Raw genomic sequence first — 17,029 nt, 5'->3', positions numbered from 1 at the left:
TCTAGACAAAAAAGCTTGTCTACTTGTTAACTCATTAACACTTCATCTAAACAACTGTCAGGCTTTCGCAGCATCGCTGCGGAAGTTTGGCAGTTTTGTTGAAAGGCCGATACAGCAATGCTGATAAGCCCTTGCAGCAAGTTCATAGATATTGTCAAATCTGTCAGTATGGATGTGACAGAATTGTCATAGGAACGCTTTGGCATGGTTTTGGCATAGTAGTGGGTGAATCGATAGTATGTATGACAGTCGATAGAAGATAAGTAAATCTAACAATTAAAATATTATTTTATGAACGTTAAACCATTAGCAGACAGAGTACTGGTACTTCCTGCACCAGCAGAAGAAAAAGTAGGTGGAATCATTATTCCTGATACAGCAAAAGAAAAGCCACAGCGTGGCAAGGTTGTAGCTACAGGTAAAGGAACAAAGGACGAGGAGATGCTTTTGAAAGAAGGTGATATCGTGCTTTACGGAAAGTATGCCGGAACCGAATTGGAGTTCGGTGCTGAGAAGTATCTTATGATGCGCCAAAGCGATGTTTTGGCTATCGTAGAGGAATAATCAATCATTCTAACGCTTTAAATATAAATAATCATGGCAAAGATAATTAAATATAATACAGAAGCCCGCGACCTTTTGAAGCAGGGTGTAGACCAGTTAGCAGACGCAGTAAAGGTAACATTAGGTCCTAAGGGACGCAACGTTGTTATTGAGAAGAAGTTTGGCGCTCCTCAGATTACAAAGGATGGTGTGACCGTTGCAAAGGAAATTGAGTTGGAAGACAAGTTCGAGAACACTGGTGCACAGCTTGTAAAGAGCGTAGCTAGTAAGACTGGAGATGATGCCGGAGACGGTACTACTACCGCCACAATCCTTACTCAAGCCATCGTAACCGAAGGCTTGAAGAATGTAACAGCCGGTGCTAACCCTATGGATTTGAAGCGTGGTATTGACAAAGCTGTAGATAAAGTGGTAGAATTCATTAAAGGTAGTGCAGAGGTTGTAGGCGACAACTACGATAAGATAGAGCAGGTTGCTACCGTATCTGCAAATAATGATCCTGAAATCGGTAAGCTTTTGGCCGATGCTATGCGCAAGGTTTCTAAGGATGGTGTTATTACTATTGAGGAAAGCAAGAGCCGTGATACTAACATAGGTGTAGTAGAAGGTATGCAGTTTGACCGTGGTTATCTTTCAGGTTACTTTGTTACAGACTCTGAGAAAATGGAGTGTGTGATGGATAATCCTTATATCTTGTTGTACGACAAGAAGATTAGCAATCTCAAAGACTTCTTGCCTGTATTGCAGCCTGCTGCCGAGAGCGGTCGTCCTTTGTTGGTTATAGCAGAAGATGTAGACTCAGAAGCTTTGACAACATTGGTAGTCAACCGTTTGCGTGGTGGTTTGAAGATTTGCGCAGTGAAGGCTCCCGGCTTCGGAGATCGTCGCAAAGCTATGCTTGAAGATATTGCCGTATTGACCGGTGGTGTTGTTATCAGTGAGGATAAGGGCTTGAAGTTGGAGCAGGCTACATTGGAAATGCTTGGTTCAGCAGAGAAGGTTACTGTCAGCAAGGATAATACTACTATTGTTAATGGTGGTGGACAGAAGGAAGCTATTGCCGACCGTGTTGCTCAAATCAAGAATGAGATTGAGAATACTAAGAGTTCTTATGATAAGGAAAAACTTCAGGAGCGTTTGGCAAAGTTGTCAGGTGGCGTAGCTGTTCTTTATGTTGGTGCTAACAGTGAGGTTGAGATGAAAGAGAAGAAAGATCGTGTAGACGATGCTCTTTGTGCAACTCGTGCAGCTATTGAAGAAGGTGTTGTAGCCGGTGGTGGTACTACTTACATCCGCGCTCAGGAAGTATTGAAGGACGTGAAGGGCGAAAATGCCGACGAACAGACTGGTATTAATATCGTAGTTCGTGCCATTGAAGAGCCTCTTCGCCAAATTGTAGCCAATGCAGGTGGTGAAGGATCTGTTGTAGTGAACAAGGTTCGTGAGGGCAAGGGCGACTTCGGTTACAATGCACGTAAGGATGTTTACGAAGATTTGCGACAAGTTGGTATCGTTGATCCGGCTAAGGTGGCACGCGTAGCTTTAGAGAATGCTGCTTCAATTGCAGGTCTGTTCTTGACAACAGAGTGCGTGTTGACAGACAAACCTGAGCCTCAGCCCGCTATGCCGGCAGCTCAACCGGGTATGGGTGGCATGATGTAAACAGTGCTAAATACGCAAGGAAACAATAAAAAAGAGGGATGATTCTGCTAGGAATCGTCCCTCTTATCATTTTTTTAAAATATATGAGTGATTTTAAGCGTATCTAATTTGAACATATCCAAAATATTCCTACCTTTGCAAAAAGATTTGAAATATAATGTCGGAATACTTCCGAAAGAAGATATTTTTTGATTTGTTTTAGTAGATTAGTTTTTAAGTAGTTTGTTTTTAGAAATCGGATGTCGTGATGACAACCGATTTTTTTTGTTTAATACGATACTATATTATAATCTCAATATAATTTTGTAAATTTGCAATCAATATGAGACAAGGTGTAAATTGGAAGATGATAGCGCTCTATGTGATTGTTGCTTGGGCGCTCATATTGCTGACTGGCTCGTTCTTAATGTCGGCAGGTGTCTTTGTGTTGCTTTTTGCTTTAGAGTATATTATAGAGTATTTTATCGAGCAACGCAAGAAAAATAAAGGCACAAAATAGGCTGTATCTTGATAAACCTTGAACTAACAGAAAATGCCGTTCGGCTATAATCAACATAGAAATGCAAAAACTCATCGACCTATATAAGACTTGGAAAGGTCAAGAACCTGCTCGTATGGAGAAATTACCGGGCGCAGGGAGCAATCGACAATACTTTCGCTTATGGAGCAAAGACAATCAATCGGTAATAGGAGTCATTGGAACTAGCAGAGATGAGGATCATGCCTTTGTCTACATGGCACGGCATTTTGCAAAACAAAAATTACCAGTTCCCACAGTCTTAGCGGTGAGTAGTGATGAGTTACGCTACCTGCAAAGTGACTTAGGAAGTGTTTCTCTCTTTGATGCAATCAAAGGTGGACGGGAAGCCGATGGCCGTTATAACCAGCGAGAAAAACAGTTGTTGGTGAAAGCGGTGCGTGAATTGCCCGGTTTCCAGATTGTCGGTGCACGTGGAATGGAGTGGGAGAACTGTTATCCCCAACCCGAATTCAATGAAGATGGAGTGCTCTTTGATTTGAATTATTTCAAATATTGCTTCCTTAAAGCTACGGGATTAGATTTCCATGAGTTAAAATTAGAGGCCAACTTCCATATGTTTGCCAAAGATTTGACATCAGAAAAGGTTGAAAGTTTCTTATATCGAGATTTCCAAGCACGCAATATCATGTTGGATGATAAGGGAAATCCGCATTTCATAGATTTCCAAGGAGGCCGTAAGGGACCTTATTATTATGATTTAGCATCGTTCTTGTGGCAGGCATCAGCTAAGTATTCGTTTAAGTTACGCAGGGAGTTGGTATCCGAATATTATGCATCTTTAAAGACGTATATAGAGGTTCCATCGGTTCGTCATTTCGTAGACAGACTTAGTTTGTTTGTTCTTTTCCGCACACTTCAGGTTCTTGGAGCGTATGGGTTCCGTGGGTATTTTGAGCGTAAAAAACATTTTATCGATTCTATTCCGGCCGCAATGCAGAATCTGAGAGAATTGTTGAAGTTGAATCCAAGCATATTTCCATATCCGTATATGATGGAAATGCTGAAACGTTTGACCGAGTTACCGCAGTTTGCAGAGACTGAAAAGCCTGTCGTAACGCGTGCTGATGGATATAAAATAACAGAGCATCCAATCTATGAAGCTCATCCTCAAGATGGTCCGGCAACTTTTTCGAAGTATGATGGGAAAGGTCCGTTGGTAGTACGGATATGGAGTTTCTCCTATAGAAAGGGTATACCGGAAGACCCGACAGGCAATGGGGGAGGTTATGTATTCGACTGTCGAAGTACACATAATCCCGGACGCTATGAGCCTTATAAGCAATTGACAGGTTTAGATGAACCGGTTATCCGTTTTTTAGAGGACGATGGGGAGATTCTTACATTCTTGGATAGCGTTTATAAACTAGCCGACAACCATGTCAGACGATATATACAGCGTGGTTTTACTAGCTTGATGTTCTCTTTTGGATGTACGGGTGGCCAGCATAGAAGCGTTTACAGTGCTCAGCATTTGGCTGAACATTTACATCGAAAGTTTGGAATAGAAGTTCGTATTTGCCATCGTGAGCAGAATATAGAGCAAATACTTCCGGCGGAAAGAAAATGATATTCCGCTATCGTGGAATGTAGATGTGAAACTTGTGCATTCCAAATAAAAAGACTAATTTTGCAGATATAAAACGACATAAGGACGATGATGCAAGCTATGATTTTTGCTGCAGGCTTAGGAACTCGCCTGAAACCGCTTACCGATAGCACTCCAAAGGCATTGGTAAGGGTAGGAGGGGAACCGTTGCTCAAGCATGTTGTCCTTAAATTAAAGGCTGCCGGATTTACTCGAATCGTTGTAAATGTTCATCATTTTGCCGACCAAATCATAGATTATTTGGCTGCAAATAACAACTTCGGATTGGATATTCTAATCAGTGATGAGCGTAGTGGATTACTGGAAACAGGCGGTGGTATCAAGAAAGCTAGACCCTTTTTTGATTTATCAGCTCCCATCTTAATACACAATGTAGACATTCTGAGCAATATAGACCTGCAAAAGTTCTATGAAGAAGGGTTGCATTCAGATGCGACACTGCTTGTAAGTGCCCGTAAGACGAAACGCTATTTTCTTTTTTCACAGGATGATACGCGTTTGTTAAAGGGTTGGACGAATATCGAAACACGTGAAGTGAAGAGTCCATATCAAGATTTGGAAATCACAAATTATGATATGTATGCTTTCAGTGGTATTCATGTATTCTCGCCATCTTTATTTCCTTGCATGGACGATATGCCCGATAAGTTTGGTATTGTTGATTTCTATTTGAGTCATTGTAAGGACTATCGCATCCGTGGATATGTAAAAGATAATCTTAAACTCATGGATGTAGGGAAATTAGATACTCTGCATGATGCAGAAAAGTTTTTGAAAGAAATTTAATCAAATATATATTATGCAACAGAAGATAATCATATTAGACTTCGGTTCACAGACGACTCAATTGATTGGACGTCGTGTTCGTGAACTCGATACCTTCTGCGAAATCTTGCCTTATAATAAGTTTCCGAAAGACGACCCTTCAGTTATAGGGGTCATTCTGAGCGGTTCGCCTTATTCGGTACATGATAAGGAGGCGTTCAAGTGTAATTTGGATGACTTCGTAGGTAAGTATCCTGTTTTGGGAATTTGCTACGGTGCGCAGTTCATTTCTTATTCCGGAGGCGGAAAAGTAGAGCAGGCGGGTACTCGTGAGTACGGTCGTGCCAATCTAGAAACCATCAATCTAGAGTCTAAATTGTTCCATGGATTTGATAAAGGTTCGCAAGTGTGGATGTCGCATGGTGATACTATTACTGCCATACCTGAAGGATTTGATATTATTGGTTCTACTGGTGATGTGAAGTTTGCTGCATTCTCAAATGAGCAAAAGCGCATTTGGGCTGTTCAGTTCCATCCCGAAGTATACCATTCTTTGCAAGGTAAGACGCTGCTGAAGAATTTTGTAGTTGATATTTGTGGCAGTAAACAGGAGTGGAGTGCGGCTTCTTTCGTGGAAAGTACGGTAGAAGAGTTGAAAAAGCAACTTGGTAACGACCGCGTTATTCTTGGCTTGTCGGGTGGTGTAGATTCTTCTGTATGTGCTACTTTGCTGAATAGGGCGATAGGAAAGAATCTGACCTGCATCTTTGTTGACCACGGAATGCTTCGCAAGAATGAGTTCGATAAGGTGATGGAAGCTTATTCCGGACTTGGTTTGAACGTGATTGGCGTGGATGCAAGTGAGAAATTCTTCAAAGATTTGGAGGGTGTTACCGATCCGGAGCAGAAGCGCAAGATTATTGGTCGTGATTTCGTTGAGGTGTTTAATGCCGAAGCCAAGAAGATTACTGACGCCAAATGGCTTGCTCAAGGCACGATTTATCCCGACCGGATTGAAAGTTTGAGCATTACAGGTATGACCATTAAGAGCCATCATAATGTGGGTGGATTGCCCAAAGAGATGAAACTTCAGCTTTGCGAACCGTTGCAATGGCTATTCAAAGATGAGGTTCGTCGTGTAGGTTATGAACTGGGTATGCCCGAAAGATTGATTAAGCGCCACCCATTCCCGGGACCGGGTTTGGCCGTACGTATATTGGGTGACATTACCAGAGAGAAAGTTCGTATCCTTCAAGATGCCGACGATATATACATCGAAAAGATGCACGATTATGTTTGTGAAGATGGTGAACGCCTCTACGATAAGGTTTGGCAGGCTGGAACAGTATTGCTTTCGACGATTCGTAGTGTCGGAGTGATGGGCGACGAACGCACCTATGAGCATCCTGTTGCATTGCGTGCGGTGACCAGTATGGATGCTATGACGGCCGATTGGGCACATTTGCCTTATGACTTTATGGCCGATGTGTCGAATGAAATCATTCGTAAAGTGAAAGGCGTCAACCGTGTTTGCTACGACATCTCTTCAAAACCACCTTCGACAATCGAGTGGGAATAACACTTAGTGAGCAATGACGAATGTGAGAACGCGTTTTGGTCATATCGAAGATGAGTACAAACGCGAGGAATTGTTAAGGAAGATTGTCCACTCAGTAGAACAATTGCAACAAGGAGAATTGGAAGCATTATACTATGATATGCTGACGAAAGACTATATAAGGGAGTAAGCTCAGCGCTTATTCCCTTTTTTATGATGATACAAAGTTCTCTTTTATGAATTCTTGCAGCGGTTTGGCAAAATTGCTGTTCAGCCTTAACAGCAAAACTGAATAGGCTTGGCAGCATTGTTGTTAAGCCGTTGCAATGAATTGAATGAGGTGTTATTAGCTCTATCTCTTAAACAATATCTTTACCGAAAGGAGTTAAAGCAAGTCGTGCCAGTTTGAAATGTTGTTTGCCAAAAGGTATTCCGAGGATAGTAATGTAGAGTAGACAGCCGAATAACAGATGGGTAAGACAAATCCAAATGCCACCAATGAATATCCAAATAATATTCATGATAAGGTCTAAACAGCCGCCTATGCTAGAGTTTTCTACTACCTGTGAGCCGAAAGGCCATAAGCATAGAATTCCTATTTTAATAGTCTTGATGCCGAAAGGAATTCCTACTATTGTAATCATCAAGGCTAGGCTGGAAAGAAAATATCCGATGGCTGTTTCCAAGCCACCGAATATTAACCAAATGATATTTCCTAATATTTTCATTCTCTAAACAGAAGTATTATTTGTTCTTCAACAAATCACGAATTTCACCAAGGAGTTTTTCCTCGTTACTAGGTTCTGCCGGCACTTCAGGGGCAGCGGGTGCTTCTTCCTCTTTCTTTGTGTTAAGTTTGTTAATTCCCTTAACTATCAAGAATACACAGAATGCAATGATGATGAAATTGAATAATGTCTGTAGAAAATTACCATAGTTGATAGTTGCAGGGGCAAGTTTTTCTACGCCCATATCAATTGATGGTAGTGTGATTTTAAGGTCGGTGAAGTTTACACCACCAATGAGCCAACCAATAGGGGGCATGATAATATCGTCTACAATGGAGCTAACAATTTTTCCAAAAGCACCACCAATGATTACACCGACAGCCATATCGACTGCATTTCCTTTTACTGCGAACTCTTTAAATTCGGTTAAAAGCTTTCCCATAATAATTTGTTTATGATGATAAAATGTTATTTTGCCACCTTGAGTTTGCACTCTGGAAGTCTAATTCTTTCTTGCAAGCCTTGGCCGTTGTGGCGAGTTGATTTTTAATATTTTAATACTCTAATTATCTGCAAATATAGAAATAAATTTGTATATTTGCACTCGGAAAGAAGAAAAAATGTCTCAATGGCGTTATCTTTTGATATGAGAATGATTAAAGGGGTTTCGTCAGGATAGACAGAGATACTTTTTAAAATATGATATTTAACCCTTTAATTAATAAATTTAAAGTAAAATGATTAAAATTGCAATTAACGGTTTCGGCCGTATCGGTCGTTTGGCATTCCGTCAGATGTTTGAAGCAGATGGTTATGAAGTTGTTGCTATCAACGACCTTACAAGCCCCAAGATGCTTGCTCACCTTCTTAAGTATGATACAGCACAGGGTGGCTTCGCTGGAAAGTTCGGTGAAGGCAAGCACACTGTAGACTTTAAGGATTCTGTTCTTGCTGAGGATGGTAAGACTGTTGTAACTCCGGGCTCTATCACTGTAGACGGTAAGGAAATTACTATCTATGCAAAACCAAACGCTGCTGAACTTCCTTGGGGCGAGCTTGGCGTAGACGTAGTTCTCGAATGCACCGGTTTCTATACATCAAAGGCTAAGGCTTCTGCTCATATTCAGGCAGGTGCTAAGAAGGTTGTTATCTCTGCACCAGCAGGAAACGATCTTCCTACAATCGTTTACAATGTAAACCACGAGACTCTGACAGCTAACGATACTGTTATCTCTGCAGCTTCTTGTACAACAAACTGCTTGGCTCCTATGGCTGCAGCTCTTCACAAGTATGCTCCAATCCAGAGCGGTATCATGTCAACAATCCACGCTTACACTGGTGACCAGATGATTCTTGACGGTCCTCAGCGCAAGGGTGACCTCCGTCGTTCACGTGCAGGTGCTTGCAATATCGTTCCTAACTCAACAGGTGCAGCTAAGGCTATCGGTCTTGTAATTCCTGAGTTGAACGGTAAGTTGATTGGTTCTGCACAGCGTATCCCAACTCCTACAGGTTCTACAACTATCCTTATCGCAGTTGTTAAGGGTAAGGATGTAACCAAGGAAGGTATCAATGCAGCTATGAAGGCAGCTGTTACAGAGAGCTTCGGTTACACAGAGGATGAGATCGTTTCTTCTGATATCATCGGTATGCGTTTTGGTTCTCTCTTCGATGCTACTCAGACAATGGTTAGCAAGATTGACGATGACACATATCAGGTTCAGGTAGTTTCTTGGTATGACAATGAGAACTCTTATACTTCTCAGATGGTTCGTACTATCAAGTGCCTCGCAGAGTTGAAGTAATACACTAAGATATTACAATTGAAATATAAGGTCGGCTATCTGATAGATAGTCGACTTTTTTGTTTGCTTTCTTGGATTTGTGGGCGATAAACAGTATATTTGCATTTTGAATCAGAGCTCTGTATGTTCATTAAATCCAATTCATGGAAAAGATATGCCCTACAATATGATTACCATACTTGGTCCGACGGCGAGTGGCAAGACTGACTTGGCCGCTAGGTTGGCTTATGATTTAAATGCAGAGATTATTAGTGCTGATAGTAGGCAGGTATATCGGCGTATGGATATAGGTACAGGTAAGGACTTAGACGACTATACTGTCAATGGAAGGGATATTCCTTACCATCTAATAGATATTTGTGAGCCCGGTACCAAGTATAATTTATTCCGCTATCAGGAAGATTTTAGAAAGTCATATCAAAGTATTGTGAACCGTGGACGACTACCTATTCTTTGTGGAGGAACTGGATTGTATATTGAGTCTGTATTGAAAGGTTATCAATTATCGCCGGTTCCACAGAATGAATATTTGAGAAAATCGTTGGCTGAAAAGACATTGGATGAGCTTGTTCCGATGTTAGAGCGATTGAAGAGACAGACAAGAAGTATTATGCATAATACAACTGACGTTGATTCTTGCCAACGTGCTATCCGTGCAATAGAAATAGAAACCTACAATGTACAGCATCCTATGGCTAAAAGAGAGATGCCGGGAGTGGCCTCTTTGATAGTTGGTCTTGACATTGAAAGAAATGCTCGGAGAGCAAAAATATCCCATAGACTTAAATCGCGTTTGGAAAATGGAATGGTAGATGAGGTGAAATCTATCCTTGATAGTGGGGTAGATGCAGATTCTCTTATCTATTATGGGTTGGAATATAAATATGTGACAGAATATATTATAGGAAGGTTATCCTATGATGAAATGTATCATTTGCTGGAAATTGCCATACATCAATTTGCAAAACGACAAATGACATGGTTCCGTGGTATGGAGCGACGTGGGTTACATATTCATTGGATTGACGCATTAAGCCCAATGGAAGATAAGATAAATATAATCAAGAAGTTATGGCAGTAAGTGAAAATAGATGGGGAATACTCTTTTGTCCTAAGCATGAAGGGTGGAGTACTTCTGCAAAACAATGGAAGAAGATAGAGCGAAGTTTGAATAATCACGGCGTAGAATACGATTTTATACAGAGTGAGAATGCCGGTAGCGTTGAACGACTCGTCTCTATGATGGTCAATAATGGCTATCGTACTATTGTGATTGTAGGTGGTGATTCGGCTTTGAATGATGCTGTTAACAGCTTGATGCAAGTAGAAAAGAGGGTGCGCGATACTGTTACATTGGGATTAATACCCAATGGATTGATGAACGACTTTGCTCATTTCTGGGGATTTAAGGAGTCTGATTACGACCAAACAATAGAGTGGTTGAAAGCACGACGTGTTAGAAAGATTGATTTAGGATGTATCCGATACACCAATAAACTTGGTGAGAAATGTCATCGGTATTTCTTAAATTGTGTCAATGTGGGATTGATAGCTGCTATTATGAACCTTCGAAGACAGACACATCATTTGTTTGGTTCGCGTACATTGTCGTTTATATTCTCTTTTGTGCTGATGATATTCCAACGACTTGATTATAAGATGCATCTTAAAATCAATACCGATGAAGTGAAGCGAAAAGTGATGACTGTGTGTGTGGGTAATTCAACGGGGTATGGACAGACTCCCAATGCAGTCCCTTATAATGGCCTGTTAGATATATCTGTAGTCTATCATCCAGAGATGACACAATTATTAGAGGGCTTTTATCTCTTTGTTAAAGGTAAGTTCTTAAATCACAAAAGCGTGCATCCTTATCGTGCAAGGGAAATAGAAGTTCTAGAAGCACAGCATGCGATGGTAGGGATAGATGGGAGATTGATGAAAACGCCTGTCGGCCCCTTTAGAATCAATGTAGAACAGGAAGTTATTAATTTCCTAATACCGTCTTAACCCATCTTTGAAATTTTGACAAGCTCATCGTAATTGATGAGTTTTATCTTCTTGCCATCAATGGCAACGAGCTTTTCATCGGCAAAGGTTGAAAGTGTTCGAATGGCATTGCTTGTTGTCATATTAGAGATATTGGCCAAATCTTCTCGGCTCATATAGATGCTAAGAGTAAATCCATCCTCTTCCAACCCATAACTTTCTTGCAGGAATATCAATGCTTCGGCAAGTCTACCTCGAATATGTTTTTGGGTGAGATTGACGGTACGGTCGTCTGAGCAACCTAACTCCACGGCAAGTTTTTGAATAAAGAAAAAACTGATGTGATGATTGTCTTGCATCAGCTTGATGATTACATCCATGGGAAAGAAAGCTACTGTGGTGGTCTCAAAAGCCATTGCAGCCGTCTTGTATTCTTCTTTGGCAAAGTAAGCTCGGTAACCAAAGAACTCCATAGGCTTAAAAACGCGTAGAATTTGGTTGCGTCCACCGATGCCAACCTTATATACCTTGACTTTCCCATGTATCAGACACATTATTTGTGTAGGTCCATCTTGGTCTTTATATATTAATTCGTTTTTCTTAAACTTACGGATTTCAATGTTGTCAGACAGTATGATGCGTTGTTTGTCTGTCAATTCTTTCCATAAATTAGAAATCGCTTTGACAACTTCTTCTTTGTTGATCTCACCTTTCAAAGCCATAGTTTACCTTCCTCTTTTTATTAATTGGGTATGGTAGGATGTTTTTAAATAGTTCCAACTATGTGCAAAATTAACAAAAATGTTTGAAAATAAGTTTCCTTGTAGGAAAAATATAAGTGTCTACTTGAAATGATTTCAAATTTCAATAAAAACGCTTCTTTTATTTTGTATTACCGCAAGAAATGTTTAACTTTGAAGTCATGACAAGTGCTTTATGTCGTAACGGGAGGCTCTTGTTGTTGAAAATAATTATCGAAATATTTAAAACCTTAATACGGAACTATGAGTTATTTACGATTTGAAAAGGCATTGATGACTAATTTGGAAGAATCTTTGCCACGAGAATTACTCCGTACGAATCGTTCAGGAGCTTATTCCTGCTCTACGATAGTGGATTGTAATACTCGAAAATATCATGGCTTACTTGTTATTCCGGTTCCAGAGTTGGATGATGAAAATCATGTTCTACTTTCTTCGATGGATGTGACGGTTATCCAACATGGTGCAGAATTTAATCTTGGACTGCATAAGTATCAAGGCAATAATTATAGTCCATTGGGTCATAAGTACATCCGTGAGTTTGATTGTGGTAAGGTTCCCACCATAATATATAGGGTTGGAGGAGTCATTCTGAAAAAAGAAGTGGTTTTCCAGCACTATGAGAACCGAATATTAATACGTTACACGCTGGTAGATGCACATTCTGCTACAACGTTAAGATTCCGTCCTTTCTTGGCATTCCGCAGTGTTCGACAGTTTACTCATGAGAACTCAAATGTGAATAGAGATTACCAACAGGTAGAAGATGGAATCAAAACATGCATGTATGCGGGCTATCCCGATTTGTATATGCAGTTTAGTAAAAAGAATGAATTTATCTTCCAACCCGATTGGTACCGTGGTGTTGAATATCCAAAGGAGCAAGAACGTGGATATGCTTCAAATGAAGACCTCTATGTTCCCGGTTATTTTGAGATGAATATCAAGAAAGGGGAGAGTGTCGTCTTTGCTGCATCTACTTCTGAATCGAAGACAAAAACGTTGAAGAAGCTCTTTGAGACAGAGGTGGAAGAGCGCAGTCCGCGAGATAATTTCTTCCATTGTTTAGTCAATGCTGCCCATCAATTTCATATTCGTAAGCCCAATGACGACCGCTATATTCTTGCCGGTTATCCTTGGTTTAAATGCCGTGCTCGTGATACATTTATTTCATTACCGGGTCTGACGCTCTCTATCGAAGAGCAAGACTACTTTGAGTTGGTTATGAAAACTGCGGAAAAGGGATTGAGAGAGTTTATGGTTGGTAAACCGCTTACAGTAAATATCTATGAAATGGAGCAACCTGACGTACCTCTGTGGGCCGTTTGGTGCATACAACAGTATGCTAAGGAAGTAGGTAATGAGGCATGTCTTCGTCGTTATGGTTCCTTCCTAAAGGCTATCATCCAGTTTATTGAAGGTAACAAACATCCCAATTTGCATCTTGATGAGAATGGACTGCTTCGTACGGATGGTAAAGAAAAGCCGGTCACTTGGATGAATTCAGTGGCTAATGGGCGTCCCGTTGTACCTCGTACAGGCTATATAGTAGAGTTTAATGCGTTATGGTATAATGCTTTATGTTTCGCAGCTTCCTTGGCTGAACTAGATAATAATGCCAAGTCGGTAGCTCGTCTTCAGGCTTTGGCAGAGCGTTGTAAAGAGTCGTTTGTTAACGTATTCTACAATGAATATGGCTATCTGTTCGACTATGTAGATGATAATACTGTAGATTGGAGTGTCCGTCCCAATATGATTTTTGCCGTAGCTCTAGATTATTCACCGCTTGATTTGGTTCAGAAGAAGAGCGTTTTGGATATTTGTACACGTGAACTTTTAACGCCGAAGGGCTTGCGTTCGCTCTCTCCCAAGAGCGGAGGATACAACCCAATGTACGTAGGACCGCAGAGTCAGCGTGACTATGCATATCATCAAGGCACTGCATGGCCATGGTTGGTAGGCTTTTATATGGAGGCATGTCTTCGCCTTTATAAGCGCACTCGCCTTAGTTTTATTGAACGTCAGATGGTGGGGTACGAGGATGAGATGCTTTATCACTGCCTTGGTACAATCCCTGAACTCTTCGATGGTAATCCTCCGTTCCATGGACGTGGTGCTATTTCGTTTGCCATGAACGTGGCTGAGATTCTGCGAACATTGGAATTGTTGGAAAAATATAACTTTAAATAAGAATAGGAGGAGAATGCTATGAAAGTATTAATGTTTGGATGGGAGTATCCTCCTCACGTTTATGGTGGATTGGCAACGGCCAACTTCGGTATTTCCGAAGGACTCCATGCGCAAGGAGATATAGAGACCACACTCTGTTTACCGAAGCCTTGGGGTGATGAAGACCATACTTATGCGAATATTGTAGCCATGAACTGTGTACCGGTAGCATGGCGCGACGTGGATTATGATTATGTAAAGAGTCGGGTAGGGAATGTGATGAACCCTGATATGTATTTCAAAATGCGCGACCATCTCTATGCCGATTTCAACTATTTATATCTCAATGATTTAGGATGTATAGAGTTTGCAGGTGGGTATCCGGCTAATCTTCATGATGAGATTAATAACTACTCCATCATAGCGGGGGTTGTAGCTCGTACCGTTGAGTTTGATATTATACACGCTCATGACTGGCTTACTTATCCGGCGGGAATTCATGCGAAGAAAGTAAGTGGCAAACCTCTGTGCATACATGTGCATGCTACCGACTTCGACCGTAGCCGTGGAAAAGTTAATCCGACTGTCTATGGAATCGAGAAAGACGGAATGGACAATGCTGATTGCATCATGTGCGTGTCTGAATTAACTCGTCAAACAGTCATACACCAGTATCATCAAGATCCACGTAAGGTATTTACAGTACATAATGCCGTTTATCCTTTGAGTCCGGAGAATGATGCCATCCCTCGTCCTGACCATAAAGGAGGCGAGAAAGTGGTCACTTTCTTAGGCCGATTAACCATGCAAAAAGGGCCGGAATACTTCGTTGAGGCTGCTAATATGGTGCTTCATCGTAGTCGGAAGATTCGTTTCTGTATGGCCGGTTCGGGTGATATGATGGATCAGATGATTTATTTGGCAGCAGAGCGAGGGATCTCTGACCGTTTTCATTTCCCCGGATTTATGCGCGGAAAGCAGGTTTACGAGTGTCTTAAGAATAGCGATGTATATGTCATGCCGTCTGTCAGTGAGCCTTTTGGTATCTCTCCTTTGGAGGCAATGCAGTGTGGAACACCTACTATCATCTCTAAACAGAGCGGTTGTGCCGAGATATTGACCAACTGTATCAAGGTCGATTATTGGGATATCCATGCACTTGCCGACTCTATTTACAGCATATGTACGAATGAAAGTCTGTTCAATTATCTGAAAGAAGAAGGCAAACGAGAAGTTGACCAAATCACATGGGAGCGTGTAGGAGCTTGGATTCGCGAACTCTATATGCGTACTTTGGGGTGGAAATAGCGTCTGTCAATTTATATAGTTAAATATTTAAACGACCATAGATCATGAAAACAATATGTTTATATTTTGAAATACATCAGATTATTCATCTGAAACGTTATCGTTTTTTCGATATAGGAACAGATCATTATTACTATGATGATTTCGAGAACGAGCGTACCATCAATGATTTTACTGAGCGTTGTTATATGCCGGCATTGGATACTTTGCTCAGTATGATAAAGGAGAATGAAGGCAATTTTAAAGTGACGTTCTCGCTATCCGGTGTTGGAATGGAGCAATTGGAGATGCATGCCCCACAAGTTTTGGCCAAATTGCAAGAACTGAATGAGACCGGTTGTGTGGAGTTTTTGGCCGAACCTTATTCTCATGGGCTTTCTTCTCTAGTCAACGAAGAGTGTTTTGCCACCGACGTAAAGCGCCAATGCGAAAAAATCAAGGAATATTTTGGAAAGTATCCTACCGTCCTTCGTAACTCTTCTTTGATTTATAGTGATGATATTGGAGTCCAAGCTGCCGGTATGGGCTTTAAAGGTATGATTACGGAAGGAGCTAAACATGTGCTGGGTTGGAAATCTCCGCACTATGTATATAACTGTGCTTTGAATCGTAACTTGAAGTTGTTGCTTCGTGATTATCAACTCAGCGATGATATCGCATTGCGGTTTAGTGATACCGGTTGGGATGGTTATCCTCTCTTTGCAGATGTGTATATGAACAAGATTGCTGCTCTTCCGGCTGAAGAACAGAATGTTAACATCTTCATGGAGCTCTCTGCCCTTGGTATTTCACAGCCGCTTTCCAGCAATATTCTTGAATTCTTTAAGGCTTTACCAGCTTGTGCTAAGGAACGGAATATAACATTCTCTACTCCGAGTGAAGTATTCAAACAGACGAAGAGTGTTGGTGCGCTTGATGTTCCCGATACATTGAGTTGGGTAGATGAGGAACGTGACGTCAGTCCATGGCTTGGTAATCCCATGCAGCGTGAGGCTTTCAACAAACTTTATAGTGTTGCCGACCGTGTACGCATAGCCAACGACCCGCGTATAAATCAAGATTGGGATTATCTACAGGCTAGCAATAACTTCCGCTTTATGACCACCAAGCCAAGCAATGTGGGACTAGATCGCGGTATTTATACCAGTCCGTTCGATGCGTTTACGAACTATATGAACATCCTCGGCGACTTTATCAGCCGTGTTAATAGGCTTTATCCCGAAGAAATAGACAATGATGAGTTGAATAGTCTGCTTACGGCAATCAACAATCAGGGCGAAGAAATCGAGATGAAAGAAAAGGAAATCATCCGTCTGCAAGCCAAGGTTGAGAAGATGGAGAAAGCCGAAGCTGCTCGTCGTGAGAAACAATCAGCTTCTAAAAAGAAGACGACCACTACTCGAAAGAAGGCTGTCAAGGCTGCTCCTACAAAGAAAGAGGAGGCTAAGTAACTTTATCTAGTATATCTAAGGCATTTGTTTGGTATACCATTAGTGGTTTTATTATATTATTGCAAAGAGGGTGTGTCAAAATTGATACCCCCTCTTTTTTATCCCCCTTTATTTCGTCTGTC

General features: G+C 41.2%; 16 protein-coding genes. 13 read left to right on the top strand and 3 right to left on the bottom strand.

The features are described from left to right. The first annotated feature begins 291 nt into the window (after positions 1-291). The 7 genes from HMPREF0671_RS04360 to HMPREF0671_RS12375 all read left to right on the top strand — a co-directional run bounded on the left by HMPREF0671_RS04360 (position 292) and on the right by HMPREF0671_RS12375 (position 6,886). The gene (locus HMPREF0671_RS04360; protein ID WP_036897099.1) at positions 292-564 is read left to right on the top strand and encodes a co-chaperone GroES; all 273 of its coding nucleotides are present in this window, start codon (positions 292-294) and stop codon (positions 562-564) included. Positions 565-597: 33 nt separating this feature from the next. Next, positions 598-2,226, top strand: coding sequence for a chaperonin GroEL (gene groL, locus HMPREF0671_RS04355; protein ID WP_036897097.1), 1,629 nt, complete (start codon positions 598-600; stop codon positions 2,224-2,226). A 322-nt stretch (positions 2,227-2,548) separates the two neighbouring features. Beyond that, positions 2,549-2,725 carry a hypothetical protein gene (locus HMPREF0671_RS12195; RefSeq protein WP_156431079.1) on the top strand — a complete coding sequence of 59 codons (177 nt, stop codon included), beginning with the start codon at positions 2,549-2,551 and terminating at the stop codon, positions 2,723-2,725. 61 nt (positions 2,726-2,786) lie between these two features. Next, positions 2,787-4,334 carry an RNase adapter RapZ gene (locus HMPREF0671_RS04350; protein ID WP_036897095.1) on the top strand — a complete coding sequence of 516 codons (1,548 nt, stop codon included), beginning with the start codon at positions 2,787-2,789 and terminating at the stop codon, positions 4,332-4,334. Positions 4,335-4,421: 87 nt separating this feature from the next. Continuing rightward, positions 4,422-5,159: a nucleotidyltransferase family protein gene (locus HMPREF0671_RS04345; protein ID WP_036897093.1), complete on the top strand. Its 738-nt coding sequence runs from the start codon at positions 4,422-4,424 to the stop codon at positions 5,157-5,159. 13 nt (positions 5,160-5,172) lie between these two features. After that, positions 5,173-6,717 carry a glutamine-hydrolyzing GMP synthase gene (gene guaA, locus HMPREF0671_RS04340; protein WP_036897091.1) on the top strand — a complete coding sequence of 515 codons (1,545 nt, stop codon included), beginning with the start codon at positions 5,173-5,175 and terminating at the stop codon, positions 6,715-6,717. A 13-nt stretch (positions 6,718-6,730) separates the two neighbouring features. Then, positions 6,731-6,886 (top strand): hypothetical protein, encoded by a 156-nt coding sequence (locus tag HMPREF0671_RS12375; RefSeq protein ID WP_036897090.1) that lies wholly within the window; start codon positions 6,731-6,733, stop codon positions 6,884-6,886. 169 nt (positions 6,887-7,055) lie between these two features. On the opposite strand, the gene HMPREF0671_RS04330 is transcribed toward HMPREF0671_RS12375, so the two are convergent. After that, a complete protein-coding gene (locus HMPREF0671_RS04330; protein ID WP_036897087.1) occupies positions 7,056-7,424 on the bottom strand; it encodes a YccF domain-containing protein in 369 nt (122 codons plus the stop codon). 16 nt (positions 7,425-7,440) lie between these two features. Continuing rightward, a complete protein-coding gene (gene mscL, locus HMPREF0671_RS04325) occupies positions 7,441-7,866 on the bottom strand; it encodes a large-conductance mechanosensitive channel protein MscL (protein ID WP_036897085.1) in 426 nt (141 codons plus the stop codon). A 295-nt stretch (positions 7,867-8,161) separates the two neighbouring features. Here mscL and gap point away from each other — a divergent pair, with 295 nt between their 5' ends. From gap to HMPREF0671_RS04310, 3 genes are all read left to right on the top strand, one after another. After that, positions 8,162-9,229: a type I glyceraldehyde-3-phosphate dehydrogenase gene (gene gap, locus HMPREF0671_RS04320; RefSeq protein ID WP_036897082.1), complete on the top strand. Its 1,068-nt coding sequence runs from the start codon at positions 8,162-8,164 to the stop codon at positions 9,227-9,229. A gap of 154 nt (positions 9,230-9,383) precedes the next feature. Next, entirely contained in the window at positions 9,384-10,310 is a 927-nt protein-coding gene (miaA, locus tag HMPREF0671_RS04315) for a tRNA (adenosine(37)-N6)-dimethylallyltransferase MiaA (RefSeq protein WP_232223165.1), read from the top strand. After that, the gene (locus HMPREF0671_RS04310) at positions 10,301-11,239 is read left to right on the top strand and encodes a diacylglycerol kinase family protein (protein WP_036897080.1); all 939 of its coding nucleotides are present in this window, start codon (positions 10,301-10,303) and stop codon (positions 11,237-11,239) included. The genes miaA and HMPREF0671_RS04310 overlap by 10 nt, the downstream gene beginning before the upstream one ends. On the opposite strand, the gene HMPREF0671_RS04305 is transcribed toward HMPREF0671_RS04310, so the two are convergent. Next, a complete protein-coding gene (locus tag HMPREF0671_RS04305) occupies positions 11,236-11,940 on the bottom strand; it encodes a Crp/Fnr family transcriptional regulator (RefSeq protein ID WP_036897078.1) in 705 nt (234 codons plus the stop codon). The two genes, HMPREF0671_RS04310 and HMPREF0671_RS04305, sit on opposite strands and share 4 nt — an antisense overlap. Before the next feature lie 282 nt (positions 11,941-12,222). Here HMPREF0671_RS04305 and HMPREF0671_RS04300 point away from each other — a divergent pair, with 282 nt between their 5' ends. From HMPREF0671_RS04300 to HMPREF0671_RS04290, 3 genes are read left to right on the top strand one after another with little or no spacing between them, the layout of a single operon-like run. Next, positions 12,223-14,169, top strand: a complete 1,947-nt coding sequence (locus tag HMPREF0671_RS04300) for a glycogen debranching enzyme N-terminal domain-containing protein (protein WP_198025881.1) — start codon at positions 12,223-12,225, stop codon at positions 14,167-14,169. A gap of 18 nt (positions 14,170-14,187) precedes the next feature. Next, positions 14,188-15,456 (top strand): glycosyltransferase family 4 protein, encoded by a 1,269-nt coding sequence (locus HMPREF0671_RS04295; protein ID WP_036897073.1) that lies wholly within the window; start codon positions 14,188-14,190, stop codon positions 15,454-15,456. Between the two features lie 44 nt (positions 15,457-15,500). Beyond that, entirely contained in the window at positions 15,501-16,907 is a 1,407-nt protein-coding gene (locus tag HMPREF0671_RS04290) for a glycoside hydrolase family 57 protein (RefSeq protein WP_036897071.1), read from the top strand. Positions 16,908-17,029 lie beyond the last annotated feature (122 nt).

The organism is Prevotella sp. S7 MS 2 (assembly GCF_000762865.1).
Taxonomy (GTDB): Bacteria; Bacteroidota; Bacteroidia; order Bacteroidales; family Bacteroidaceae; genus Prevotella.
Note: the sequence above shows the minus strand (reverse complement) of the source record. Positions and strands in the feature narration are given on the sequence as shown.